Origin of the sequence: Segniliparus rugosus ATCC BAA-974, from assembly GCF_000185725.2 — a bacterium.
Taxonomy (GTDB): Bacteria; Actinomycetota; Actinomycetes; order Mycobacteriales; family Mycobacteriaceae; genus Segniliparus; species Segniliparus rugosus.
This window is the reverse complement of sequence record NZ_KI391953.1, coordinates 753,950-777,578: the sequence shown is the minus strand read 5'-3', so window position 1 is coordinate 777,578 and position 23,629 is coordinate 753,950. Positions and strand designations below refer to the sequence as shown.

Genomic DNA, 23,629 nt, shown 5'->3' with positions numbered 1-23,629 from the left:
GATCGGCTTGCGGTCCCGGCGGCAGGGAAGACCCCGGATTGCGGATGCGCGGGGCGTGTGAGGATTGGAGCGGCGGTGAGCGGGTTCGGGTCTGCGGGGCATGATCCCGAGGCTGTGGCGTCGCTGTTGTCCCATCTTGAGGGCATCGCGGAGCGGTATCACCGGATCGCGGTCCGGGTCGATGAGCAGGTGGCCGCGACGGTGTTCACCGACGACCCGATAGGCCGGGACGCGCGCAAGATCGCGCACGAGTACCGGGATTCGCAGATTGCCGAGCTGAACGACTTGCAAGAGGGCTTGCAAGGGTTGATGGACTTCGCGGAGGACTCGGCCAAGATCCAGCGCGAGGCGGACCAGGAGAGCGCCGAGGCGTTCGGCGACCGTCGAGGGGAGGGGTGATCTATGGAGTGGGAGACCGCGCTGGGAGGCCACGGCAAAGGGCGTCCGTATGCGCCGCATCCGCGCGCCGGGGAGCCGGTCCGGCCACCGGCCAGACGACGCGGCGGCACCCCGGCAGAGGCGCAGCCGCGCGAGCAGGTAGCGCGGCCCGCGCAGCGCAGCGCGTCGGAAATCGACCTCGCAGCGCCCCGCGAACGACAACAGCCGCAAGAACAGTCGAGCGCGCCGACCCACGAGACGATTGTCTCCGATCAGCGGCACGCGTCGGACACGGCCCAGACCGAACGGCGGGAGGAGGCCGAAGCTATCGAGCGCGAGGGGCCGCGCCACGCCGCGACCGAGCCGAGCGAGGAGACGAGCGGGCCGGAATGGGGCCAAGACGCGCAAGCCAGAGCGGAGCGCGAGCGACCGTTCAACTTCGACGGCCCGCACACCACGACCCACGACCACGCCGCAGAGCCTCCCAGCGGCCACACCGAGGCACAATCCAGCGCAGCGGCCCCCGTGGAGCACGCGGACGCCGCGACACAGGCGCAAAGCGCGGATGACAGCGGCGCTGCAACCGTGGACGTTCAGTACGCGGACACGAGCGCGCAGGCCGCTGGCGCGATGGCAGCCGCGAACACCGGATTCGGGCCGACAGAGACCGAGTACCGCCCGCACACGGGCCAGCGCGTGTATGACAAGAGCCTGGGAGAATTGCCCGACGCGGCGCCGCCCGCGACAGATACGCGCTCGGTGCTCAAAGCGTTAACACAACTTCTGGCTTTCGCGGTCGAAGGACGCACAAGCCATCTCGCGCCGGACCGCGCGCCGCTGGAATGCGCCGTCTCGGTGTGCGAGGACTGGCAGGGCGCGCGGCAGTGGCGCGTGTTCAGCAACGCCGGGTACGGCGTCGTCCCTCCCGGCGTGCAGGTGCCGAGCATTTGCGATCTCGGCTTCGAGACGGGCATCGGGCTCACGCTCGCGTGGCCTGAGGGGAGGCGGGCGCACATCACGCATGCGGTGATCGGCGTGCAGAGCGCTATGGAAATCGCGTATCGGGACTATCAGTTCCGGCAGGCGAACGAGGCGGCCCAAGGGCGGCGACTCGCGCTGCTCGGGATCGGGACCACCGGAGCCGTTCCCGTCGAAGCGCACCGTGCGCTGATCGAGACGGCGGGGCGCGCGCTCGGCGGCAACGCGCCCGATCCGGAGATCGTCGCGGCGGCGGGCGTCGCCCGCGAACCGGCGAACGCCGACCCTGCCCTGGCGAGCCTCACCCATCCTCTTTACAAAGCGGCGGAATCGCTCGCGGAACGGCTCGACATCGCGCAGACTCGCATGGACTGGCACCAGCAGATTGGTGTGTTCCCGTTTCCCCGGACAGGTGAACTTTCTGATCATGCCACACTCGCTGCGGTGGCGGGCAGGGTCTCATAGTGGAGGGGCGAGTGGTAGCCGAGCGCGCTGTGGCGCCTGACGGGGTTGTAGAAGGCTTCGATCCATTCGAACATGGCGTTGGCGAGTTCGGAGCGGGTGGCCCATCCGCACCGGTCGAGGAGCTCGACCTGCATGGAGCTGAAGAAGGACTCCATCAGCGCGTTGTCGAAGGCGCAGGCGACTTTGCCCATCGAGCCCGAGAGGCCCGCTTCCCTGAGGCGGTGCCCGAAGATCCACGACACGTATTGGCTCCCGCGATCGGAATGCACCACGGTCCCGTGCGGTTCGCGTCGCCAACGGGCCATGTCCAGTGCGTCCACGACCAGCTCGGAGCGCAGATGGTCGGCGATGGACCAGCCCACCACGCGTCTGGAGAACACGTCGAGGACCACGGCGCAATAGACCCAGCCCTCCCTCGTCGGATGCTGGGTGACGTCGGTGACCCACAACCGGTTCGGCGCGTCCGCCCGGAACCGGCGTTTGACCAGATCGGGATGGGCAGCGGCGCCTGGTTTGCCCCTTCGGAACCGCTTACGGGCGAAGGCCCCCGCGATCCCGGCTCGACGCATCAGCCGCCAGACGCGCTTGCGCCCGACCCGGACGCCGAGCCCCAGGCGCAGCTCCGCGTGGACCCGGCGGACCCCGTAGGTCTCTCTGGAGCACGACCACACCTCACGGATAACGCGGGCCAGGGCGTCGTCCGCCACCTCGCGCGGGCTCAGGGGACGCGCGAGCTGCTCGTAATACCCCGAGCGCGAGACGCCCGACATCCGGCAGGCCGCCGCGACGGGCACGCCGTCGTCGGCCAGCTCACGGACCAGCCGGAAACCTATTTTGGGAGGACGTTCTCCCCGGCGAAGTACGCGCTGGCCTTGCGCAGGATCTCGTTCTCCGTCTCCAGCACGCGGTTGCGGCGACGCAGCTCGACCAGCTCCTTGCGCTCCTGGCTGCTCACGCCCTCCCTGCGGCCCTCGTCCACATCCGCGCAGCCCGCCCAGTTCCCCAGCGTGCTCTCATGCACGCCCAGGTCTTTCGCGATCCTCGCGAACAGCTGCCCGCCCGACCTCACCAGCTCCACCGCACGACGACGGAACTCCTCGGGATACGCCTCAGGCACAACGGACTCCTTTCTCCACCAGGACATCATCCCGGCAGGACAAGTGTCCGGGGAGACGGGAACACACCAAACCGCTCGTCTCAGTACTTCCCTCGAGCGTGAAGGCGTGGTTGGCGAAGCTCAAGAAAGAAGGGCTCAAGGACAGCTACATTCACGCGCTCCACGCCAGGCTCTCGCAAATCCTCGGAGACGCGGTGCATGACGGGGTGCTCGCTCGCAATCCGTGCTCTCGGAAGACCGCGCCGCCCGGAGGCAAGCAGAAGTGTTACGTGGCGACGACGGAGCAATTATGGGCGCTCTACGATGCTGTGCCCCGTCGCGTCAAGACCGCGATCTTGCTCGGCGCGTTCGTCGGCCTGCGCATCTCTGAGGCGTGCGGCGCGTTGAAGACTGACATGGACTTCATCAAGGGCGTGTTCCATCCGGTTCGGCAGTGGCCCGACGAACCCCTTAAGACGGGTATGAGCACTATGGATGTCCCGGTGTCGCAAGAGTTCGTGATGCTGCTCTCCACAACGATCCTGCCTGGCGATCACACGCACCTGATTACCGACGACTACGGCAAGCCGGTCACACCGAACACTTTGGAGCGCGACATCCGGCTGGCTAGGGAGTCGGGCGCGGTCGATCTGCCCGAGACGTTCACGTTCCAGGACTTACGGCACTACAACGCCTCCTACCTCATCGCCAGCGGCGCGGACATCAAGACCGTCCAAGCCCGCCTGCGCCACGCCAGCGCGAAGACCACGCTTGACGTCTACGGGCACCTGTGGCCCGATGCCGACGAGTCCAGCCGCGATGCCATGAACACGATCCTCACCCCGCGCCTGGAAGCCCTCGGACAAAGCGCGTGACGCGCGTCGGCTCAATCTACTGCGTACCCACTGCGTACCCAAGGAGGCAGGCGATCAACCCCACCCCAGCTCATGGAGCTTTTCGTCATCGAATCCGAAGTAGTGCGCGAACTCGTGGATGACGGTGATCGCCACCTCCTCCACGACGTCGTCCTCGGTCTCGCAGATCTCCAGGATCGCGTCCCGGTAGATGTGGATCACGTCCGGCAGCGACCCGCCGTAGTCCGAGCCCCGCTCGCCGAGCGGAATCCCCTCGTACAGGCCTAAGAGGTCCGGCTCGTCGGGATGGCGGTCCGCGACGAGCACCACGACGTTGTCCACCGCCTTGGCCAGCTGCGGCGGGATGAGGTCGAGCGCCTCGTTCACAAGGCGCTCGAACTTGCGCTCGCCGATCTGCACCGCCATACGATCAAGGCTACTGTGAGACGGTGAGAGCAATCGTCATCGGCGCGGGCATGGGCGGGACGAGCGCGGCTTTAGCGCTCCGACAGATCGGCTTCGAGGTCGAGGTCTACGAGCAAGTCAGGGAGAACAAGCCGGTCGGGGCCGCGATCTCGGTCTGGTCGAACGGCGTGAAATGCCTCAACCACCTCGGGCTGGAGGAGGAGACCAAGCGGCTCGGCGGCATGGTCGACAGCATGTCGTACATCGACGGGCTGACCGGCGAAGTGATGTGCCGGTTCAGCATGCTGCCGCTGATCGAAGAGGTCGGACAGCGGCCCTATCCGATCGCCCGAGCCGAGCTGCAGCTGATGCTGATGGAGAAATTCGGCCTGGACGAGATCCGCTTCGGCAAGCGGATGGTCGCCGTCGCGGACGGCCCGGAAGCCGCCACGGTCGAGTTCGCCGACGGCAGCGTCGCGAGCGGGGACGTCGTGATCTGCGCGGACGGCGCGAAGTCGCTTGGCCGCGAGTACGTCCTCGGCCGCCAGGCGCAGCGCAGGTACGCCGGGTACGTCAACTACAACGGGCTGGTCGAGATCGATGAGGCGGTGGGGCCCGCGACCGAATGGACCACCTACGTCGGCGAGGGCAAACGGGCCTCGGTGATGCCGGTCGCGGCGGGCCGCTTCTATTTCTTCTTCGACGTCCCAGAGCCCGAAGGAGCCCCGTACGAGCCCGGCACGGCGAAAGAAGTCCTCAAGACGGCGTTCGCCCACTGGACCGGCGGAGTGCACGCGCTGCTCGAAGCCATCGGCCCCGACGCGGTGAACCGGGTGGAAATCCTCGACCTCGACCCGTTCGACACCTGGGTCAAGGGCAGGGTCGCGCTGCTCGGGGACGCCGCGCACAACACCACGCCGGACATCGGCCAAGGCGGCTGCAGCGCGATGGAGGACGCGGTCGCGCTGCAATTCGCGTTCCAGGAGCATCCCGGCGACCCGCGCGCGGCGCTGCTGGCGTACCAGCGGGCTCGGGTCGAGCGGGCGGGCGAGCTGGTGCTGCGCGCCCGGCGGCGGTGCGACCTGACGCACGCCAAGGACGCGGCGGCGACCCAGGCGTGGTACGACGAGCTGCGGCGCGAGGACGGCACGAACATCATCCGGGGCATCGTCGGCAATATCGTTGGCGGCCCGCTCACCTCGTAGCGCCTGCTACCGCGCCGCGCTCCGCTGCAACGCCTTGGAGACCTCGCGGTGCGCGGCGAGCACGTCCCCGAGCCTCTCGCCGAGGAACCTGCCCTCGTGCACCAGCACTTTCCCCGCGACGATCGTCGTGGCCGCCTGGTGCGGCCCGCAGCGCAGCAGCGTCTCCACCGGGTCGGACCAGCCGCCCGCGACGGACAGCTCGTCGGCGTGCCAGACCACGAGGTCCGCGCAGGCTCCAGGGCGCAGGTGGCCGATCTCGTCCTCCCAGCCGAGGCATTGCGCCCCGCCCCGAGTCGCCATGTCCAAAGCTTCCCTCGCCCCCATCGCGCCGGGACCGCCCCGGAATTTCGCCAGCAAGAGCGCGGTGCGCGCCTCCAGCCAGAGCGAGGCGGAGTCAGCCGAGGAGGAGCCGTCGCAGCCAAGGCCCACCGGCATGCCCATGGCGCGCAGCTTCGCCGAGTCCAGCGTCCCGTTCGCCAGGATCATGTTCGAGCTCGGGCAGTGCGCCGCCGAAACCCCCTTGGCCGCCAGCCGCCGCGCCTCGGCCTCGCTCGGGTAGATGAAGTGCGCCACCCAGGAGCGTCCGGTCGCCCAGCCGACCCGCTCGAAGTACTCGACCGGGGTCGCGCCGTAGGTCCGCTGGCAGTACTCGTGCTCGTCGTGGTCCTCGGCGAGGTGGGTGTGCAGGCGCACGTCGAGCCGTTCGGCCAGCTCGGCGGTCTCGGCCATCAGCCGCTCGGTCACCGAGAACGGCGAACAGGGGGCCAGCCCGATCCGCGTCATCGCGCCCGGCTTCGGGTCGTGGAAGGCTCCGACGACCCGCTCGCAGTCCGCAAGGATCTCGTCCGCGTCCTGCGTCACCGACTTCGGCGGCAGGCCGCCGTCCTCCACCGATCTGGTCATGGACCCCCTGGTGCCGAAGAACCGGAAGCCCACATCGCGCGCCGCGCGCGCCTGCGCGTCGATCAGCCCCGGCTTGGGATGCACGTACATGTGGTCCATGGAAGTGGTGCACCCGCCGCGCAAGAGCTCCGCCATGGCGACGTACGTCGAGAGGTACACCGCCTCCGAGTCCAGCCCCGCCCAGATCGGATAGAGCGTCGTCAGCCACTCGAACAAGGAGCCGCCCGTCGCGGGCCCGTACGCGCGGGTGAGGTTTTGGTACATGTGGTGGTGGGTGTTCACCAGCCCCGCAGTGACCACCCGTTCCCGCGCGTCGATGGTCGTGTCCGCCGGGGGCTCCGCGCCCGCCGGGCCGACCGCCGCCACCCTGCCGCCCTCGACCGCCACCCAGCCGGAGGGGATCTCCCTCTCGTGGTCCACCACGACGTAGGCGTTCCGGACGAGCAAGTCGGCGGTCATGGTTTCAGTCCTCTCTGCCCCATCTCAGCGCAGCGACGCGAACAGCGCCTTCGCCTTGTCCTCGTCCCACAGCACCACGTTCCCGACTTCGGTGTCCTTGAACCCGCCGACGGGCACGACTGTGGCGGCAGGCTGGCCGCCCAGCGCCTTCGCCAGCGCGGCGAGCTGCCACACGTGCGCGCCTCGGTCGAACGTCACATCCGTGGTGAGCGCGCGCCACAGCGCGCTGATCCGGAACGGGTCGGCCAGCGTCCACCCCGAGCCGAGCTTCCCCACCAGCGCCGTCACCAGGGCGCGCTGGTGCAGCATCCGGTCCAAATCGGCCCTCGGCGTGGCCCGCGAGCGGGAGAGGCCGAGCGCCTGGGCTCCGTTCAGATGCTGGCAGCCCTTCGGCAGGTCGACGCCCGCGAGCGGATCGTCCAGCGGCTCGTCGAGGCACACGTCCACCCCGCCGACGGCTTCGACAAGGTCCGCGAGGCCGCCGAAGCCGATCTCGGCGTAATGGTCCAGCCGCAGCCCGGTGGCCAGCTCCACCGTCTGGGCGAGCAGCCTGCCGCCGCCTCGGGCGTACGCGGTGTTCAATTTGTTGCGCTCGGACTCGCCGGGGATGGGCACTAAAGAGTCCCTCGGCAAGCTCACGACGACAGCGGGCCCGGAGTCGGGCAGATGGACCAGCAGCACGGTGTCCGAGTGCGGCGGCCCGACGTCCCCGCCCGTGGCCAACTGCTCCTGCTGGCGCTCGGACAGCTCCGTGCGCGAGTCGGAGCCGACCAGCAGCCAATTCGTCCCGCCGGATGATTCGGGCTGGCCCGGATAGTCGCCGAGCACGTCCGCGCGCCGCAGCTTCATATCGAGCGCCACAGCGGCCCCGAGCGCCGCGACGAGCAGGGTGAGCGCCAGCACGACGAGCCGTCTGACCTGGCGCAGCAGCCAGCGCAACGCCCCCTGCCGCTCCCCGTCCGAGGCGGGCGTCACACCCTATCGGCGATGGAGCTGTAGGCGCGCTCCGGGTGGCCGGTGTAGATCTGGCGCGGGCGGCCGATCTTCAGCGGCCCGGAGTCGTGCATCTCCCGCCAGTGGGCGATCCAGCCCGGCAGGCGGCCCAGCGCGAAGAGCACGGTGAACATGCGGTCCGGGAAGCCCATCGCGCGGTAGATCAGGCCGGTGTAGAAGTCCACGTTCGGGTACAGCTTGCGCGAGACGAAGTACTCGTCGGTCAGCGCGGCCTGCTCCAGCTCCTTGGCGATGTCCAAGAGCTCGTCGGTGACCTTGAGCTGCTCGAGCACCTGGTCGGCGGTCTTCTTGACGATCGCGGCGCGCGGGTCGTAGTTCCGGTACACGCGGTGCCCGAAGCCCATGAGCTTGATCTTGGTCTTCTTGTCCTTGACCTTCACGAGGAAGTCCGACGCGCTCTCCCCGGAAGCCTTGATCTGGTCGAGCATCTCCAAAACGGCCTGGTTCGCGCCGCCGTGCAGCGGGCCCCACAGGGCGTTGATCCCGCCGGAGATCGAGGTGAACAGGTTGGCGTTCGAGGAGCCCACCAGGCGCACGGTCGAGGTGGAACAGTTCTGCTCGTGGTCGGCGTGCAGGATGAACAGCATGTCCAGCGCCTTGGCCACGTTCGGGTCGATCTCGTACGGCTCCGCGGGGAAGCCGAAGGTCATCCGCAGGAAGTTCTCCACGAGGTTCAGCGAGTTGTCCGGGTACAGGAACGGCTGGCCGACCGACTTCTTGTAGGCGTAGGCCGCGATGGTCGGCAGCTTCGCGAGCAGGCGGATCGTGGAAAGCTCCACCTGCTCGGGGTCGGACGGGTCCACCGAGTCCTGGTAGTAGGCGGAGAGCGCGTTCACCGCCGAGGAGAGCACCGGCATCGGGTGCGCGTTGCGCGGGAAGCCGTCGAAGAAGCGCTTGAGGTCCTCGTGCAGCATCGTGTGCCGCGAGACCTTGTGCGTGAACGCCTCCAGCTCGGGCTTGGTCGGCAGCTCGCCGTAGATGAGCAGGTAGGAGACCTCCAGGAAGCTGGACTTCTCCGCCAGCTGCTCGATCGGGTAGCCCCGGTAGCGCAGGATGCCCTGCTCGCCGTCGATGTAGGTGATCGCGGACTTCGAGGCCGCGGTGTTCATGAAGCCTTCGTCGTAGGTGACGTAGCCGGTCGAAGCAAGGAGGTTCCCGAGCTCGATGCCCGAGTTCCCCTCGACAGCCGGGGTCACGGCGAGCTCTTTCTCGCCGCCCGGGTAGCGCAATGTCGCCGAGCCGACCGCGCTCTTGTCGATCTGTTCTGCAGGCTGGCCTACGGACACGAGAGCTCCTTCACCGTCCTGGGCCGGACCGCGCGTCCGGCCTCTGGTGCATACCAACCTAATCGGCCCGCGCCGACTGTGCTACCCGAGGGTAGTTTGAATCCCGTGGACAGCAGCCGGACCCCTCGCCCGCGATGCGCGTGATCCGAGCGGGCGCGAACGCGCTCCTGATCGAGTGCGCCGACCAGAACCAGGTCTTTCGGCTGTACGAGCGGCTGCGCGGCGATCCGAGGCTCGTCGAAGTCGTCCCCGGCGACCGGACGCTCATGGTGAGCGCCGACTGTCCGATCAGTGACGCGGGACTCGTCAGTGAGATCCACGCGACACCGGCTCCCGCGCCCCGCGCCGACCCCCGCCCGTCGTGGTCGAAGTCCGCTACGACGGCCCGGACCTCGCGCGCGTCGCGGACCTGCTCGGCCGCTCCGCCGACGAGGTGGTCGCCGCGCACACCGGCTCCCTGTGGACCGCGCAATTCCTCGGCTTCAGCCCCGGTTTCGCCTATCTCACCAATCCGGGCGCGGGCCTGGCCGTGCCGCGCCGCCCGTCGCCACGGGCCCGCGTCCCCGCCGGATCCGTGGCGCTCGGCTCCGAATATTCCGCCGTGTACCCCTCCGCGACGCCGGGAGGGTGGCAGCTCATCGGCAGCACCGACACGCCGCTGTGGGACCCCGAGCGCGACCCGCCGTCGCCGCTCGCCCCCGGCTCCCTCGTGCAGTTCGTGGCGGTGGCATAAGTGGGCGGCCGCGCCGTGACCGTGCTCGCCCCCGGCCCGTGCGCCCTGTTCCAGGACCTGGGCCGCCCCGGCCTCGCCCACCTCGGGGTGCCCAGGAGCGGGGCCGCCGACCGGGGAGCCCTGGTCACCGCGAACCAGCTCCTTGGCAACGAGCCAACGGCCGCCGCCGTCGAATGCCTCTTCGGCGGGCTCTCGCTGCGCGCCGAAGAGGCACTGGAAGTCCTGGTCGCCGGGGCTCCCGCGCCCGCGACGGTCGACGGCGCGCCCGTCCCGCACGCCGCCAGGTTCGAGCTGGGCAAAGGCGAGACCCTGGTCCTCGGCTTCCCGCCCTTCGGGGTCCGCACGTACGTCGGGGTCCGAGGCGGGTTCGAACCGCCCCCGGCGCTCGGCTCCCGCTCCGCCTGCACTCTGAGCAAACTCGGCCCGGCTCCGATCCGGGCTGGCGACCGGATCCCCGTGGGCGAGCCCCCGCTCGAAGCCCCGCGATGGGACTTCCTCTCGCTCGGGCCGCAGCCCACGGCCGCGCCCTCGGTTTTGCGCGGCCAGCTGGGGCCGAGGGCGGACCGCGTCCTCGGCCTCGACCTCGCCGACCAAGCCTGGGCGGTGCAGGAGAAAAGCGACCGGATCGGCGTGCGGCTGCGCCGATCCGACGACGGCCCCCTCTGGAGCTTCGCCCCGCAGCGAAGCGAGCCCATCGCCCACGGCTCGGTGCAGGCCACCCCGTCCGGGGAGCTCATCTGCTTCCTCGCCGACCACCCGACCACCGGCGGATACCCGGTCGTCTGCGTGCTCGACGAGCCCGCCGTGAACTTGCTCGCCCAGCTCCGACCGGGGCAGGAAGTCCGCTTCGAGCTGCGCCCGCCCCGCCGTCTCGCGCGCCTCCCGCAGAACTGAGCCAGCCGTCCGGGCCGCGATTGCCGGCCCGTCCTCCGTCAGGGGTGGCGGGCGCGAACTCCTGTGGCTCATGGGGCTGGAACTCCTGTGGCCCATGGGGCTAGACTGACGACCCTATGCACCACCCGCTGCTCGCCTCTCTGCTCGCCTCGGTGGCGGCCCTCTGCTTGACCCCGGCCGGCGCTGTCGCCGAGCCGGAAAGCGCCCTGCTCTCCGCGTCGGAGCTCGGCGACATCCTTGACGCCGACCTCTCGGTCCAGCAGTGGGAGCTGACCTCGCCGAACGGCCCGAGCGAGACCACGCCGCCCGCCTGCCGGGCCATGAGCAACGCCACCACCACGCTGGTCTACGGAGCCTCGTGGAACAGCTACGAAGGAGCGAGCTACGCCGACGGGGAGGGCAGCGACTACCGCACCGTGGTCGGCCAGATCGTCGGCGTCTTCCCGACGCAAAAAGCGGCCTCGGAGGTGTTCGCCGCGCTCGCAAAGGGGCTGCGGTCCTGCGGCTCCAAGACATCCGTGGAGCACCGCTCCAGCGGAAACCTGACCTGGCGCAACGCGGTGGACGAGATCACCGAGGGCGGCGCGAGCTGGCACAGCATCCTGAACAACAAGCCGAGCTGGCGGTGCTCGCTGAACGCCCGGCTCAGCGACAAAGTCATGGTGGAAGCCTCGGTCTGCCGCTTCGTCGACCCCGCTTCCCCCGCGAAGGCGGCCAAGCTCGCCGACCAGGTCGGCGCCATCGCGCGGGCGCTCGCCGAACGCGCCTCATAAACACGCGCGCGCCGCAAGACGCGCGGTTTTGTCCCATGCTAGGCTCTGCGCCATGGGGATTCGATCGTTCGCCGGGGGTTTCATCGTTCTTGCCGCCTGCTCCGCGCTCGCGCCGCCCGCCGCCGCGGAGCCGGCCCAAGCCGACGCGGCCCTGCTGGGCCAGTCGGAGTTGGAAGAGATCGTCGGGGCCGACCTCTCCGGCTGGAACACGGCGGGCAGCAGCCCGGAAGCCCCGGTCCCGACCATTCCCGCCGAGTGCTCGCCCGCGCAGAACCTGCCCTCCACCGCCGTGTACGGCGAGGGCCTCGTCCAATTCGCGGGCGCAGGGTTCGCCGACGGCGATCCTCGGGGCAACATCACCGCGTTCGTCGCGGAGGCCGCCGGGGCGTTCGCAGCCCCCGCCTCGGCGCGACGGGCGTTCTCGGTCCTTGCCGACAGCGCCCGCGCCTGCGACCAAAAGACCACCAGGCACGCGTACGCGGGCAAAGCGGCAGACTGGCAGGTGCGGCTCGAGCAGCAAAGCCCGCAGAGCCTCGGCTGGTTCACCTACCGGGACGAGTCCGACTGGCAATGCCACAAGCGGGCCCGGCTCGCGGCTTCCGAGCTGCTCGTCGTGAACGTCTGCGCGCACGGGCCGGGAGCCCGCGCCGAAGCCGACTCGATCATCGAAGCCATGGCCGCGCGCGCAAATTAAGGCTGCAAGCGGACCGCGTTCCAACTGCCGTCTTCCAGGGTCAGCAGCACCCGGTTGTGCAGCCGGTTCGCCCTGCCCTGCCAGAACTCCACCTCCGACGGGACCAGCCGGTAGCCGCCCCAGCCCGGCGGCAACGGCACCGGCTCGGCCTCCGGGAAACGCTCCGCCGCCGCGCGCAGCCGCTCGCGCAGCGCCTCCCTCGACGCGATGGGCCGGGACTGCTCGGAGGCCCACGCCCCGAGCTGGCTGCCCCTCGGCCGATGCGACCAGTACCCCTTCGAGAAATCGTGGTCCAGCCTGCGCACCTCCCCGCGCAGATGGACTTGGCGGGAGAGCGCGTACCAGGGGAAGGTGACCGAGGCGTGCGGCTGGCCCGCCAGCTGCACGCCCTTGGCCGAGGCGTAGTGCGTGTAGAAGTCGACCCCCTCCTCGCCGATGCCCTTGCAGAGCACCGAGCGGCTGTGCGGGCGCCCCGCGCCGTCCACGGTGGCGAGCACCATAGCGTTCGCGTCCGGCAGCCCCGCCTGCCACGCCTGGGCGAGCCAGCGCTCCAACAGGACGGGCCAACCGACCTGGACGTCTGCCACGTCCAGATCCTCGGTCACGTCCTGGTACTCCTCCCGGAGGTCGGGCAGCGGCGGCGGGCCAGCGGTCGGGTCGACGGTCATGGCTCTAGCTTAAGCCGCGCCGCTGTACTCTTATCGGCGTGGAAATACCCGCCGACCTCAAACCCAAAGACGGACGCTTCGGCTCCGGCCCCTCCAAGGTGCGCCCCGAGCAGGTCCAGGCCATCGTGCAGAACGCGACGAACGTCCTCGGGACCAGCCACCGCCAGGCCCCGGTCAAGAACGTCGTCAAGCGGATCCGCGCGGGCCTGAAAGAGCTCTACTCCCTGCCGGACGGCTACGAGGTGCTCCTCGGCAACGGCGGCGCGACGTTCTTCTGGGACGCCGCCGCGTTCGGGCTGATCCGCGAGCGCTCCCTGCACCTCTCCTTCGGCGAGTTCAGCTCGAAGTTCGCCAGCGTCGTCACCAAACACCCGGACCGAAAGGAGCCGGTGGTCGTCAAGTCCGACCCAGGCTCCGCGCCCGCCGTGCCCGCCGCCGCCCCCGGCGAGCCGGTCGACGTGGTGGCCTGGGCGCACAACGAGACCTCCACCGGCGTGGCCGTGCCGGTCGCGCGCCCGAGCTGGGCCGCCGCCGACCAGCTGGTCGTCATCGACGGCACCTCCGCCGCCGCCGGGGTTGCGCTCGACGCGACCCAAACCGACGTGTACTACTTCTCCCCGCAGAAGGGCTTCGCCTCGGACGGCGGGCTCTGGCTCGCCCTCTTCTCCCCCGCCGCCCTCGAGCGCGTGAACGAGCTGTCGGGCCGCTGGGTCCCCGAGTCGTTGTCCCTGCCGATCGCGCTGGAGAACAGCCCGAAAGACCAGACCTACAACACGCCCTCGGTCGCCACCTTGATCCTGCTCGCCGAACAGGTGGAGTGGATCCTGGGCAACGGCGGGCTCGCCTGGTCCACCGCGCGGACCAAGGACTCCTCCTCCCGCCTCTACGACTGGGCCGAGAAGAGCGAGTTCGCCACGCCGTTCGTCGCGGACCCCGCGCTGCGCTCCCCGGTCGTGGCGACCATCGACTTCGACGACAGCGTGGACGCCGCCAAGGTGGCTTCCGTGTTGCGGTCCAACGGCATCGTGGACACCGAGCCCTACCGCAAACTGGGCCGCAACCAGTTGCGCGTCGGCGTGTTCCCCGCCGTCGACCCCGACGACGTCACCGCACTCACCCAGGCCATCGACTGGGTCGTGGAACGGCTCTAAACAGCTCTCCCGCGCATTCGGCGCTCGCCCGGCGGCACCGACGCGTGAGCGCTAGTTCTGGTCGTGGCCGTCCGCCTCCCGCAGCGCCGCCGCCTTGGCCTCAACCTCGTCGGGCGTGCGCAGCAGGAAGACGAGCGGAGCCGCGATCAGGTACAACCCGGCCAAGGTCAACACGGTCACCGTCGTCGCGAACCGGCCCGAGCCCATCAGCGTGAGGAAGAGGCTGACCACGCCCGGCCCGACGAAGTACGAGGCTCCCGCCCCCAGGTTGAGCATCGCGATGGCACCGCCCCGGTTCTCCGGGGCGAGCTGCGGCACCAACGCGGAGATCGGCACAAAGCCGCCGAGGGTCGCCCCGTACGCGCCGCCGAGCGCCAGGATCAGCCAGAACCGGTCCGGTCCCGCCACCGGGGTCAAGAAGTAGAAGAGGGCGAACGTCGCCGAGCTGCCGACCGCGCCGAACCACGCGATGGTCGGCCGCCAGCCGATCCGGTCCGACAACGCCCCGAACACCAGGTTGAAGCCGACGTTGGTCCCGAAGATCACCGCGACCAAGAGCAGCCACTTCTGGCTCCCGACCAGCGAATCCCCCTTGCCCAGCAACGTGGTGTACACGCTCGGGAAAAGGACCAAAAGAGCGTACTGCGGCGTGGTGTTGATCATCCGCACCAGCACGCCGATCGCCACCTTGGGGTGGTGGTAGGCGACGGTGAAGCTGGCGAGCAGGCTCCTGAGCGGATTCTCGCCCGGCTTCGCGGTCCGCTCCGCCCCCCTGCTGTCCCGCACGCCGAAAAGGGCCAAGAGCGCGCCCGTCGCGAGGATGCCGATCGACAGCCACAGCGTGCCCAGCTCGCCCCGGTCCTGGTCGCCCTGGCCGAACAGCGGGATCGTGAAACTCGCGACCAACGAGCCCAACGTGGGGAAGCCCCCCGTGAACGCGAAATAGAACCACCCGACCGCCGTGCCGAGCCTCCGCTTCGGAGTGACCGCCGTGATCCACACCAAGAACCCGTACGCGAAGAGCGGATAGCCGAAGCCCCGGACCCCGTAGCCGAGGACCATGAGCGGGAAATTGTGCCCCATGGCCGCGACCAGGAAAAGGACGTCGAAAACGACCCAGATCACAAAACCCACCCACATGATCCGCTTCGGGCCGAACACCTGCGACAACGCCCCGGCCAGCCACGACGCGACCGCGACCGCGACGCCGTAGCCGGTGATCAAATACGCGGCCATCGCCTTGCTGCCCCCGCCGTGCCCGGCGATGAACGGCGTGATGAAACCCGACTCCACCCCATCGCCGATCATGAAGAGCAACAGGCCGAGGAAGCCGAACGCGAGCGTCGGCGGGACACCGATCTTCGAACTAACGCGGGCGAGCGCCAGACCCGCCCTGGCTCGGGCTCCCAGCTCCTCTCCCGCCGCGAGGCCGAAGGGCGTCCCCTCATCCGGAGGGGCTCCAGCCGGTTCGATCGTCTGGGCTTTTCCGGTTGTCGGCGAGGGCACAACTTCCTCCAAAGGTTCTCAGGCTGTTCCCTCACCCTAACCAGATCCGCCTGCAGTTCTCAAAATATGTGAGCAGTATGTGAGCAGTGCAACAGATGAATTTAACCTCTCTAAGAGAGGAATAAATTCTTATTAAGAGAAATCATCGAGAGGCACCCGCCCCCTCGGCCCGACACCCCGTACCCTCTGCGAGGGCTAAAATTCTACCCCTCCGCGACATCGGGCCTCCGACCGCCCCAAACGCGGCCCTCCGCCAGCGACGCCCTCGACGAAAGCAAACGCGCCTGGGGCCATCATTTCGGAGGCTCCGACAACCAGCACAGCGCCACGACCGACGCGAACATCGCGAGGTTCGCCGCCAGCCAGCGCCAAAACGTTCTCATCGGAACACTCGCCGCCCCCCGGTCCCCCTGCTCCACGCGCAACTGAGCAAGCGCGAAAGCAGCCCGAAGATTCAAAGCAGTCAAACCGAAGCACAAGCACGCCGCAGAGATCACAAAAACCACCCGCCACCCGAACGCGCCAAGACTGCTCAGCCCCGAGAGCAGGAGCCCCGCGCCGAGCAAGCCGGAGCACACCGACCCCCCGACAAGCCGCATGCCGGCCAACGGCTGGATCCGGCACATCCGGCATGATCCCGAAAAGACAGTCCGGGAAACCGGGGACGGCACACGACACCGCCAATCACCGCCCGTATATTCGCGAGGTATATGCCGCATGGCTCCAATGGCTACTTGCCTAACCATTTGGTGAACGCAACCGCGAGTGTTCGGGCATCAGATTCAAGCCTTTGTCTAGTGGATGGGTCAGGGTCGTCATTAGAAAACACGAGCTTCCCGAGACTAGATACTGACTCGTTCACCATCCGAGAGCTACTGGTCGTTACTTTTACGCTTAGGTTGCTGAGTCGAACTTTTTGATTCGCCTGCCCTGATTTCCACCAGGAGACCGCCTCGTCGCCAATTCCTTCCTCTGAACGAACTTGCGTATCTGATACTCCGTAATTCAAGAGGGAAAACCTTCGCCGGGCATCGTCCACGGAGTTCCCCCCGCCTAGCGAAACGACATACTCGACATTAATCTTATATTCGTACGTCTCGCCCACTGGAACAGCTCTTCCGCTACTCGTCGCAGTGAACTCTACTTCACACGACCCTTCCCGAAAATTAGGGCTAATACTACTCTCTTCGGGAGCTTTTCCAGAATCTTTCCGCTGCTGCGAGTACAGATTCCCGACCACATTCATTAACGTCGGCTCGACACCCTGGAAGCATTCGCGAGGCAGGTCATTGAATTTTTCGGACGAATTGCTTTCTTTCGCTCGATTTCCATGATCAGCGGCTTCCCTCCTATCGCACCCGCACAGGGAAGCCGCAGCCCAGGCGAGGGCCACGGTGATAGCGACTACACATTTCTGCCCGCCTTCTCTCATCTCGGCACTGGCTCCCAATTACCCTTAGTCGCAACATCCGAAATCGAGCTTGGCACTTGAAATTCCGCCACCGTCTGTAATGCGGAGTTAAAAGTAGCACGGGCCCTTTTCGATGTGTCCTTAATACTGTCCGTGAGTTTGCTAAGATGGCCGTGAAGTTCCGCCAGCGCGTTATGGATATCCGACGAGATTCCCGCGCCGAAACCAATAGTGTTTTTAATATCGCCGAATCGTTGCGAAATACTCGCCTCGCAGCGCTCAAGGGTAATTGCGCAGTTTTGTATAAAATTAGCGGCAGCCCCCAACCCGTCGGCAAGCTCATCGTTTAGCTCCCCGAGCGCCTTTGCCGTGTTTTTGAGGGTTTGCGAAACGGCATCATTAGCGCCCAAAAGCTTTCCGAGATACTCTATCGCCGCAGTGCATCCCACGCCTCCCCAGAAACCCTTAAGATTGTCCGTGCTCGTCCGCAGACCTTGACCAGCATAGCTGAGTTCGTTCAGCGCGGTACCGCCCACGGCCTCTGTTGCAGCTTGAACAAGGTCCGGCCTGCCGATAATAGACCCCAAGAAATCCATTTCCTCTTTAATCAGCGTCATTCCGGCACGAGTGGCCCAATGGATCACCCTGTTCACTTGATCTATCGCAAAATGCGCATAATCCTGGCCCATGGGGCAGGCTCACTTCCTTCCCGACTCGCGGATGCCCGTGCCGTAGTTCTCATACAAGACATCTCCACTTCCCGAGATCGTCTTCAATTTCCCCTCTACGGCACCTATCTTATCATTGGTGTATCCGAATTGCTGGTAGTATTCAAAATCTTTATTCTCGTACTCGTTCGCCACATTGCCCAGCTCTTCGCCCGCCGAGCGGATCGTGGACTCCCCTTGGCGCATCTTTTGAATAAGCAAATCCAACACCCTGTTGAACGCTCCTGGGATATCGCTGAAGCTTCCTGGCAAACCCAGGTCTCCCGGATGAAGCTTATGTTGCTCTATCACGTTCGAGGCATTTTTCCAACGGTCGGCGTCCGAGACCACAGCCTCCGCGTTCTTCTTGAGCGCCTCGGGAACAACATGAAAATCTACCACGACACTCCTCCTTGCTCGCTAACCCAATTCACATAAGCTTCTTTCGCTTCCAATGACGCCTTGTTGACCGCAAATGCTACTGCACTGGCCAAGACAGAGGCGTGCACGCCAGAAGCCGCCTGCGGGCCGAAGATCACGCTCACCAGCCGTCCGGCATCATCGACAGCCACCGATCCAAGCTCTGGGCACGAAGGATCCGCAAGACGTACTGGCTTCCAGTGCCGAAGCTGCCGCCTTGCCCGATCTTCGATTGCGCGAGACGCTTGCAAACCGGCACGCTCAAGCTCTAGCTTATGCGCGTATATTTTATCTTCGATAGACATCAAGTCCTCCTTTCGTCGGAATTATTTCGATGTGATTCATTCACCCACGGAAAATCCTCTGCGGAAAAGAGGCCAGGAAATCTCTCAAAAGTCAGTTTGTCACTCGCAATGCCAGCATCGTGCCGCGCCTTCTCCACGGACTCCACAACGCTATTCCCTAGATCATACCAGTAATTGCCCGCAATTCCTTCCTCGGACCACTGGGAGATGGGGGCTTCGGCGAAGACTAGCTCCAACACTTCACCCAGCCCATCTACGGTGGAAAGCACATGACCGTCACGGGATCTGCCATGAAATTTTAAGCTTTTTAAATCGCGCTCCAGAGCCTCTTGTTTGGAGAGCGCCTTTTTGACCTGCTCTCCACCGGCCTCGAATAGATCTTCCACTGCCTCCCAGCTGTCAAGCTGGCGGGGTCGTTGTTCGGACACCGACGTAAGGGGAGCTTCGCCCGAGTCCCCATCTAGGGTGAGATGCTGTTCTCTGTGGCCTGCCGCCTGTACGTTAGGCGCTCGGAAAGCCTCAGCATCGGGTTTCGCGTAGGGGGTCCATTCCTCTTCGTCTTCGTCCTCGTGGTGCCCGTACTGCCGCGAGTTGCTGTCCCAGTGATCAGGGGGCATAAGCTGTGGCGCTCCTTCGTATGGCTCGCAGTCTCTAACAGGGTTTAGACGCGCCGCGAGACTGTCTGGTTCCTCTCATCTTAAACGTGGCCTTATCCATCAACTCCCGCCAGGAGGCGCTCACGTGGTGTCAGGTCAGTTCGGGAGCCTCTGTGCTGAGGATGTCGCGGCCGCGCCAGCGTTCAAAAAGGCAGTGGACAAGGTCAAGGACGCGTTCTTTGTCCCAGCCGTCTTCGCGGAGAAGCAGCAAAGCGCGCAGCCGCCAGGTGTCCTCGGCGAACGAGGCGACCGTGAACGCGTTCGGGATCATACCGCAGCCCAGGCGGGGACACGCTGATCCAGCTCGACGCGCAACTCGAGCTGGTCCATATGACGCTGCGCCAACTCCGCGCGAGCCGCCTTCGGACGCACTAAAACTTAGGCTCTCGACCGGTCCCTGCGCGCTCTGCTCCGGTTTACCAGTTCAGGTTGTCGCCGCCGCGTTCTTCTTTGCGGTACTGGTCGAGTTCTTGTTTCCAGCGGGCGTTGGTGAGCTGCGCCCTGCCCGAGCGTTCCGCGGACTTGCGGTACCACTCGGCCTCCTTCGGGGGCAGGCCGACCGGGTCGTACAGGCCGTCCGGGTCCCGCTTCGCGGCGTCCTGCGCGTGCCGCAACGGGTCGTCCTGCTTGACCGCCAGCTCCTCGGAGCTGAGCGTCTTCGCGTCCTCGACAGCCGCCTGGGGCACGTCCGCCTCGTAGCCGGGGCGGCCCGGCCAATACGACTCCACCGGGCTCGGCATCGTCGCCAACGAGTGCACGTAGGCGCTGTCCGGCTCCTCGAGGAAGCACACCGCCGTCAACCGCCAGGACTTGTCCCCGCCCAAACCCTCCTCGAGCAGCCACCTCGCGAGCCCCACCGCCAACAAGCCCGCGTCGGTGATGTGGTCCGTGCCCGCCGGGGCCCTCGAGCGGTCCAAAACCCCCGTGCCCTCCGGCAGGCGCATCGCCGGATCGACCTCGCCCAGCCAGCCCGTCGTCGTCACCCGCGCCGCCACCGGACGGAACACCCCCGCCGCCTCGTTCGGAGCCACCCGCACATCCTCGAACAAGAACACCAGGCCGCTGAGCCCGACGTGCTCGAACGGGGACTGCTCCACCCGCCCCCACGTGATCCCGTCAGCGAGGAACCCCGCCCGCCCCGCGCCCACGACCGTCCCGCCACGAACGACCCAGCCCGCCAGCTCCCCCGCCCCCGCAGCCGGATGCGACGTAGCCAACAAGCCCTCCAAACCGCCCAACGCCGACCCGAGCACCGCCGTCTGGCCGTGCGCGGCCTGCAACGCCGTCGCGGAAAGCTCCGTGACCCTCCCCGTGCCCAGCGCCTGGCCCTGCTGGTCCAGATGCTTGCCCGTGCCCGACGCCCCGCCCGCGGTGTCCCCGCGCATCGCGTCCCGCAACGCCCCCTGCTGCGCCGACTGCGCCCGCGTCTCCCCACCAGCAGCCCCAGCACCAGCCGAACCGCCACGACTAAGACCAGCGCCCTGCCGCTCGCCAGAGCCCGACGAGGACTGCGAAGCCGCAGACCTCTCCGCAGCCCCCGCGCCCTGCGCCCCCGTCCGAGAAACCTCCCCACCAGAACCACCCCCAACACCGCCGACCCCGCCAATACGCGGAGCCTGACCAGCCCCACCACCAGCCGGACCACCCCCGATCCCGCCAATCGACGGCGAAACCCCGCCCCCGCCACCAGAAGCCGGAGCCGCCTGCGACGCAGCAGCAGGAGCCGCATGATCCGCCACCGCCGCACCCGACTGCACACCAGTCGAAGCACCACCACCAGAAGCACCACCGCTACCAGAGCTCTTGCCGTCACCTAACGCTCCACCAGGAGCACCACTAGAACCGGTCGTAGAGCTAGAGGATTGCGTGGTAGCCGCCTGCTGGATCGGGCTCACCTTCGACTCCGTGGTAGCCGCCTGCTGAATCGGACTCACCTTCGACTCCGTGGTAGCCGCCTGCTGAATCGGACTCACCTTCGACTGCGTACTGGCCGCCTGCTGAATCGGACTCACCTTCGACTGCGTACTGGCCGCCTGCTGGAATATCGATGAACCATCTGTTGGCGGATTCGGCACTTGGTATTCCGGCACTTCCGGTAAGGAGCTATTTTTCCCCGCGTAGGCTTGCTGGTCCGAAGTTGTCGCGGAGACTAGGTTGTCGATGATCCGCTGTTGCGCGGCGGCGGCGAGAGCTGGGTTGCTGTTGCCAGCGGAAGACTGCGCTTGGGCCATCGCGATCAGCGCGGCGGCCGCTTGGCCTTTCGCAGAGATGGTGTCTTTCGCGGCCTTGGCGTTGGCTGCGCCTTGGGTCATGGCCTGCTCGTTCGCGTCGGCGATGGCGTCGAAGTCCTCCATCGCCTGCTTCAGCTCGCTCACGCGGTCGTTCACAGAGTCGTACGAGTCCGACTTCGGTTTGGTAGGGTCCGCCCACATCCCCTGTAGCAGCGACACGTACCCGTTCCACACGACGTTCAAGCCCTCTTTGCCGTCCTTGCGGGCGGCCTGATGATCGCTCAACGCCTCATTGATGCCCGACGCGTTCGCCTGGGGCCAGTGCGGCTGGATATACGGCCACAACTCCGCTATCGGAAACGACTGATCAGCCATGACAATTTCCCCTTAGCTCCCAGTTTCCAATGATTGGCTTAGAGCTTGCACACCTTGTCCATTTCATCTGTGGCGGTGCCGAACTTGCTGGCTAACGGGGTTTGCTCGTCCCCTGGAGCACCCTCGCTTATAGCGCTCACCAAAGCTTTAGTCGCAGCAATGTAGTCCTTGATCGGGCCAGCAACATCGGCAGGAGCATTAGGTCCTACTAGTCCCTCCAACTGAGGAACCACCTCCTCAGACACTTTGATGACTTTATCTGCTGCCGCAGATATTTGCGGGTCATTCACCGACTTCCCGTGCGCGTCTACCATGAGTTTCCAATATGGCTCGACCGCCGCATAGAGCTTTCTCATTAAGATCCGTTCTTGATGGCAAAGCTCTCTAGGGTCGTTCAGGGGCGTGGCTTTCACACTGGCCGGGGTGTTGGGGGTGCTGCTGGCTGCGGGGGCTTGCTGGATGATGGTGGTGGTGCCGCCGTTGCCTCCGGAGCGCTCGCATCCGGAGAGCGCGAGGACGCCTGTCAGCGCGAGGGCAGCGATGCCGGGGAGGTGTTTCAAGCTCATGCTCCTTAGATGTGGTCTCGTGCCGTGATCGCTCTTAATCTTGCCAGAGGGGTCAGGAGCCGCCGCCGGGGTTCGGAGCCGGGGCGGCGGGGGCTTGGGTCGCGGCGGGCTGTTGGAAGATTTTGCTCTCGCTGAGGGCTTGGGACCATTCCTCGTCGGTCTTCTGCCAGTACTGCGCCGCCTCGCCCGCCGTGTCCGCGTCCTGCTGCGCGCCCTTGTGGGTGGACTCGCCCTGCTCGGTCACGGCGGTGCGCGCCTTGTCCGCGCGGCCTTGCAGGCCGCCGTCGATGGACTCGTCGCCGCTGTTGTCTTTGAACTTCGCGAGCGCGTCGGCCATCTTTCCCAACGCGGTCTTCAGCTGTTCCGCTCCGTCGTAGATGGATGCCTTGCCGAACTCCACGTCGTCGGTGTTCACATTGGTCTGGCCGGTCATCCTCGCCCTTCCTTCCCGGACCACCCAGCGACGATCCTCCCGTCGATCCGGGCCTCGCGAGCATCATAACGTAAAACACAGCTCGACGCTTTGGCCGCGGAATGCCTCAATCCACCGGCCATCCGAACTCCTCGGGCACCTCGACCTTGAACCTGTCCGCCATCTTCTGCCACGCATTCTGAGCTGCGAGAAGGACCCGGCGCTGGTAGTCCTGCGAGGTCAGCTCCCCGAGCACGTCGCCGACTAGCTCCACCGCCGCGATCCCGCTCGGCGCCCATGCGATCTTCACCCTCGGGCGCGCGTCATCGTCCGTCCCGACCGAGCCCGATGCCGACACCTCAGACAAGCGCTTTAAGACCTCGGCCCGCCACTTCATCGCCCGCTCCGTCAACGGCCCCACGTCCTCCCCGACCGGGGTCGCGAGCACCTTTTCCGGGTCTTTCTCTACTTTCAAGAGCGCGCCCTCGCCCGCCCCTGCCGCCGTGTCCGCCTCGTAGCGCTCCTGTTCGCTCTTGGCCTTGGGCTTGCGCCATTGCTCCGCGAACTTCCAGAACGGGGTGTCCTCCTCGTCTATCTCCCCGCTCTGCACGGCCTCGTCGTACGCCTGCTCCACGCTCTTCTGCTTCGGGGGCCGGTAGGTGAGGGCGTGCTGGCGGGCCTTCCCGCTCTTCCCGGCGGCGTGGAACGCCTCCACCGTCGTCGCGCGAAGCGCCTGCGCCCCCGTCGCGTGCCCGGACGAGAAGAGCCTTTGGAACTCGACCCACGCCCCGGCCTGAAGCTCGAAGCCCTCCGGACGCCCGTCCAATGGCCGCACCAGCGCCCTCGCGCGCTTATTGGAGTCGAAGCCCTCCACCCGCTCCCCCAAGAGCTTGGGCATGTTCGCCTCGATCTCTTGCGGAGCAAGCGGCTCGCCAACCTCGTCCGCACCTGAACTCGTCACGCGCGGCCCTGTCCGGATTCCCGGCGCAGCCTTCGGTTTTGCTCTTGTCCTGATGCGGCCATTTCTGCCCCAACGCTTTGCCTCACGGCACGCCGACGATTGACGATGCGATCATAACCGCCC

The 23,629-nt window shown here is 66.8% G+C and carries 26 protein-coding genes; 9 read left to right on the top strand and 17 right to left on the bottom strand.

Annotated elements, in window-relative coordinates; genetic code table 11:
- The first annotated feature begins 75 nt into the window (after positions 1 to 75).
- Together HMPREF9336_RS03760 and HMPREF9336_RS03755 are read left to right on the top strand one after the other, a co-directional pair.
- Positions 76 to 399, top strand: a complete 324-nt coding sequence (locus HMPREF9336_RS03760) for a hypothetical protein (RefSeq protein ID WP_007469185.1) — start codon at positions 76 to 78, stop codon at positions 397 to 399.
- 3 nt (positions 400 to 402) lie between these two features.
- Positions 403 to 1,821 (top strand): hypothetical protein, encoded by a 1,419-nt coding sequence (locus HMPREF9336_RS03755; RefSeq protein WP_021030040.1) that lies wholly within the window; start codon positions 403 to 405, stop codon positions 1,819 to 1,821.
- Here HMPREF9336_RS03755 and HMPREF9336_RS03750 read toward each other — a convergent pair.
- A protein-coding gene (locus tag HMPREF9336_RS03750; protein ID WP_425277245.1) for an IS3 family transposase occupies positions 1,782 to 2,938 on the bottom strand; the annotation gives its coding sequence in 2 pieces (ribosomal slippage) (positions 1,782 to 2,653 and positions 2,653 to 2,938; 1,158 coding nt in all). The two genes, HMPREF9336_RS03755 and HMPREF9336_RS03750, sit on opposite strands and share 40 nt — an antisense overlap.
- A gap of 110 nt (positions 2,939 to 3,048) precedes the next feature.
- Here HMPREF9336_RS03750 and HMPREF9336_RS03740 point away from each other — a divergent pair.
- Positions 3,049 to 3,792: a tyrosine-type recombinase/integrase gene (locus HMPREF9336_RS03740; protein WP_244431585.1), complete on the top strand. Its 744-nt coding sequence runs from the start codon at positions 3,049 to 3,051 to the stop codon at positions 3,790 to 3,792.
- Positions 3,793 to 3,846: 54 nt separating this feature from the next.
- On the opposite strand, the gene HMPREF9336_RS03735 is transcribed toward HMPREF9336_RS03740, so the two are convergent.
- Complete coding sequence (locus HMPREF9336_RS03735) at positions 3,847 to 4,197, bottom strand: metallopeptidase family protein (RefSeq protein WP_007469179.1); 351 nt, start codon at positions 4,195 to 4,197, stop codon at positions 3,847 to 3,849.
- A gap of 23 nt (positions 4,198 to 4,220) precedes the next feature.
- On the opposite strand from HMPREF9336_RS03735, the gene hpxO reads away from it, so the two are divergent.
- A complete protein-coding gene (gene hpxO / locus HMPREF9336_RS03730; RefSeq protein ID WP_007469178.1) occupies positions 4,221 to 5,381 on the top strand; it encodes an FAD-dependent urate hydroxylase HpxO in 1,161 nt (386 codons plus the stop codon).
- A gap of 6 nt (positions 5,382 to 5,387) precedes the next feature.
- On the opposite strand, the gene HMPREF9336_RS03725 is transcribed toward hpxO, so the two are convergent.
- The 3 genes from HMPREF9336_RS03725 to HMPREF9336_RS03715 are packed head-to-tail and all read right to left on the bottom strand — an operon-like array spanning position 5,388 to position 9,043.
- Entirely contained in the window at positions 5,388 to 6,743 is a 1,356-nt protein-coding gene (locus HMPREF9336_RS03725; RefSeq protein ID WP_007469177.1) for an 8-oxoguanine deaminase, read from the bottom strand.
- A gap of 24 nt (positions 6,744 to 6,767) precedes the next feature.
- Positions 6,768 to 7,718, bottom strand: a complete 951-nt coding sequence (locus tag HMPREF9336_RS03720; RefSeq protein WP_021030038.1) for an LCP family protein — start codon at positions 7,716 to 7,718, stop codon at positions 6,768 to 6,770.
- The gene (locus HMPREF9336_RS03715) at positions 7,715 to 9,043 is read right to left on the bottom strand and encodes a citrate synthase (protein ID WP_007469175.1); all 1,329 of its coding nucleotides are present in this window, start codon (positions 9,041 to 9,043) and stop codon (positions 7,715 to 7,717) included. Before HMPREF9336_RS03715 ends, HMPREF9336_RS03720 begins: the two co-directional genes overlap by 4 nt.
- Before the next feature lie 361 nt (positions 9,044 to 9,404).
- Here HMPREF9336_RS03715 and HMPREF9336_RS17365 point away from each other — a divergent pair, with 361 nt between their 5' ends.
- The 4 genes from HMPREF9336_RS17365 to HMPREF9336_RS03695 all read left to right on the top strand — a co-directional run bounded on the left by HMPREF9336_RS17365 (position 9,405) and on the right by HMPREF9336_RS03695 (position 12,137).
- A complete protein-coding gene (locus HMPREF9336_RS17365) occupies positions 9,405 to 9,776 on the top strand; it encodes a 5-oxoprolinase subunit B family protein (RefSeq protein ID WP_007469173.1) in 372 nt (123 codons plus the stop codon).
- Positions 9,777 to 10,670: a 5-oxoprolinase subunit C family protein gene (locus tag HMPREF9336_RS03705; RefSeq protein ID WP_007469172.1), complete on the top strand. Its 894-nt coding sequence runs from the start codon at positions 9,777 to 9,779 to the stop codon at positions 10,668 to 10,670.
- Positions 10,671 to 10,786: 116 nt separating this feature from the next.
- On the top strand, positions 10,787 to 11,443 hold the full coding sequence (locus HMPREF9336_RS03700) for a sensor domain-containing protein (protein WP_007469169.1): 657 nt from the start codon (positions 10,787 to 10,789) through the stop codon (positions 11,441 to 11,443).
- A 52-nt stretch (positions 11,444 to 11,495) separates the two neighbouring features.
- The gene (locus HMPREF9336_RS03695; RefSeq protein WP_007469168.1) at positions 11,496 to 12,137 is read left to right on the top strand and encodes a sensor domain-containing protein; all 642 of its coding nucleotides are present in this window, start codon (positions 11,496 to 11,498) and stop codon (positions 12,135 to 12,137) included.
- On the opposite strand, the gene pdxH is transcribed toward HMPREF9336_RS03695, so the two are convergent.
- Complete coding sequence (gene pdxH / locus HMPREF9336_RS03690; protein ID WP_007469167.1) at positions 12,134 to 12,805, bottom strand: pyridoxamine 5'-phosphate oxidase; 672 nt, start codon at positions 12,803 to 12,805, stop codon at positions 12,134 to 12,136. The two genes, HMPREF9336_RS03695 and pdxH, sit on opposite strands and share 4 nt — an antisense overlap.
- A 32-nt stretch (positions 12,806 to 12,837) precedes the next feature.
- Here pdxH and serC point away from each other — a divergent pair, with 32 nt between their 5' ends.
- Positions 12,838 to 13,956: a phosphoserine transaminase gene (gene serC / locus HMPREF9336_RS03685; protein ID WP_040584602.1), complete on the top strand. Its 1,119-nt coding sequence runs from the start codon at positions 12,838 to 12,840 to the stop codon at positions 13,954 to 13,956.
- A gap of 51 nt (positions 13,957 to 14,007) precedes the next feature.
- On the opposite strand, the gene HMPREF9336_RS03680 is transcribed toward serC, so the two are convergent.
- The 11 genes from HMPREF9336_RS03680 to HMPREF9336_RS03640 all read right to left on the bottom strand — a co-directional run bounded on the left by HMPREF9336_RS03680 (position 14,008) and on the right by HMPREF9336_RS03640 (position 23,506).
- Positions 14,008 to 15,462, bottom strand: a complete 1,455-nt coding sequence (locus tag HMPREF9336_RS03680; RefSeq protein ID WP_007469164.1) for an MFS transporter — start codon at positions 15,460 to 15,462, stop codon at positions 14,008 to 14,010.
- 293 nt (positions 15,463 to 15,755) lie between these two features.
- Entirely contained in the window at positions 15,756 to 16,061 is a 306-nt protein-coding gene (locus HMPREF9336_RS03675) for a hypothetical protein (RefSeq protein ID WP_244431584.1), read from the bottom strand.
- 829 nt (positions 16,062 to 16,890) lie between these two features.
- Entirely contained in the window at positions 16,891 to 17,562 is a 672-nt protein-coding gene (locus HMPREF9336_RS18270) for a hypothetical protein (RefSeq protein ID WP_021030035.1), read from the bottom strand.
- 9 nt (positions 17,563 to 17,571) lie between these two features.
- On the bottom strand, positions 17,572 to 17,982 hold the full coding sequence (locus tag HMPREF9336_RS03670; protein ID WP_007469162.1) for a hypothetical protein: 411 nt from the start codon (positions 17,980 to 17,982) through the stop codon (positions 17,572 to 17,574).
- Positions 17,976 to 18,305, bottom strand: coding sequence for a hypothetical protein (locus HMPREF9336_RS18265; protein ID WP_156920283.1), 330 nt, complete (start codon positions 18,303 to 18,305; stop codon positions 17,976 to 17,978). The genes HMPREF9336_RS03670 and HMPREF9336_RS18265 overlap by 7 nt, the downstream gene beginning before the upstream one ends.
- Entirely contained in the window at positions 18,305 to 18,922 is a 618-nt protein-coding gene (locus HMPREF9336_RS18260) for a YbaB/EbfC family nucleoid-associated protein (protein WP_021030034.1), read from the bottom strand. The genes HMPREF9336_RS18265 and HMPREF9336_RS18260 overlap by 1 nt, the downstream gene beginning before the upstream one ends.
- A 130-nt stretch (positions 18,923 to 19,052) precedes the next feature.
- A complete protein-coding gene (locus HMPREF9336_RS03665) occupies positions 19,053 to 19,232 on the bottom strand; it encodes a hypothetical protein (RefSeq protein WP_007469161.1) in 180 nt (59 codons plus the stop codon).
- A 145-nt stretch (positions 19,233 to 19,377) separates the two neighbouring features.
- Complete coding sequence (locus tag HMPREF9336_RS18255) at positions 19,378 to 21,567, bottom strand: hypothetical protein (protein WP_156920282.1); 2,190 nt, start codon at positions 21,565 to 21,567, stop codon at positions 19,378 to 19,380.
- 38 nt (positions 21,568 to 21,605) lie between these two features.
- Complete coding sequence (locus HMPREF9336_RS03650) at positions 21,606 to 22,127, bottom strand: hypothetical protein (RefSeq protein ID WP_021030031.1); 522 nt, start codon at positions 22,125 to 22,127, stop codon at positions 21,606 to 21,608.
- 58 nt (positions 22,128 to 22,185) lie between these two features.
- Complete coding sequence (locus HMPREF9336_RS03645; RefSeq protein WP_007469156.1) at positions 22,186 to 22,566, bottom strand: type VII secretion target; 381 nt, start codon at positions 22,564 to 22,566, stop codon at positions 22,186 to 22,188.
- Positions 22,567 to 22,672: 106 nt separating this feature from the next.
- A complete protein-coding gene (locus HMPREF9336_RS03640; RefSeq protein ID WP_007469155.1) occupies positions 22,673 to 23,506 on the bottom strand; it encodes a hypothetical protein in 834 nt (277 codons plus the stop codon).
- Positions 23,507 to 23,629 lie beyond the last annotated feature (123 nt).

What these genes read in the sequence shown, in the direction of transcription:
- HMPREF9336_RS03755 (WP_021030040.1), top strand. Translation starts at nt 403, where the DNA reads ATGGAGTGGGAGACCGCGCTGGGAGGCCACGGCAAAGGGCGTCCGTAT.
- HMPREF9336_RS03735 (WP_007469179.1), bottom strand. Translation starts at nt 4,197, where the DNA reads ATGGCGGTGCAGATCGGCGAGCGCAAGTTCGAGCGCCTTGTGAACGAG.
- HMPREF9336_RS03725 (WP_007469177.1), bottom strand. Translation starts at nt 6,743, where the DNA reads ATGACCGCCGACTTGCTCGTCCGGAACGCCTACGTCGTGGTGGACCAC.
- HMPREF9336_RS03700 (WP_007469169.1), top strand. Translation starts at nt 10,787, where the DNA reads ATGCACCACCCGCTGCTCGCCTCTCTGCTCGCCTCGGTGGCGGCCCTC.
- HMPREF9336_RS03695 (WP_007469168.1), top strand. Translation starts at nt 11,496, where the DNA reads ATGGGGATTCGATCGTTCGCCGGGGGTTTCATCGTTCTTGCCGCCTGC.
- pdxH (WP_007469167.1), bottom strand. Translation starts at nt 12,805, where the DNA reads ATGACCGTCGACCCGACCGCTGGCCCGCCGCCGCTGCCCGACCTCCGG.
- HMPREF9336_RS03675 (WP_244431584.1), bottom strand. Translation starts at nt 16,061, where the DNA reads ATGCGGCTTGTCGGGGGGTCGGTGTGCTCCGGCTTGCTCGGCGCGGGG.
- HMPREF9336_RS18270 (WP_021030035.1), bottom strand. Translation starts at nt 17,562, where the DNA reads ATGGGCCAGGATTATGCGCATTTTGCGATAGATCAAGTGAACAGGGTG.
- HMPREF9336_RS18265 (WP_156920283.1), bottom strand. Translation starts at nt 18,305, where the DNA reads ATGTCTATCGAAGATAAAATATACGCGCATAAGCTAGAGCTTGAGCGT.
- HMPREF9336_RS18260 (WP_021030034.1), bottom strand. Translation starts at nt 18,922, where the DNA reads ATGCCCCCTGATCACTGGGACAGCAACTCGCGGCAGTACGGGCACCAC.
- HMPREF9336_RS03665 (WP_007469161.1), bottom strand. Translation starts at nt 19,232, where the DNA reads ATGATCCCGAACGCGTTCACGGTCGCCTCGTTCGCCGAGGACACCTGG.
- HMPREF9336_RS18255 (WP_156920282.1), bottom strand. Translation starts at nt 21,567, where the DNA reads ATGGCTGATCAGTCGTTTCCGATAGCGGAGTTGTGGCCGTATATCCAG.
- HMPREF9336_RS03645 (WP_007469156.1), bottom strand. Translation starts at nt 22,566, where the DNA reads ATGACCGGCCAGACCAATGTGAACACCGACGACGTGGAGTTCGGCAAG.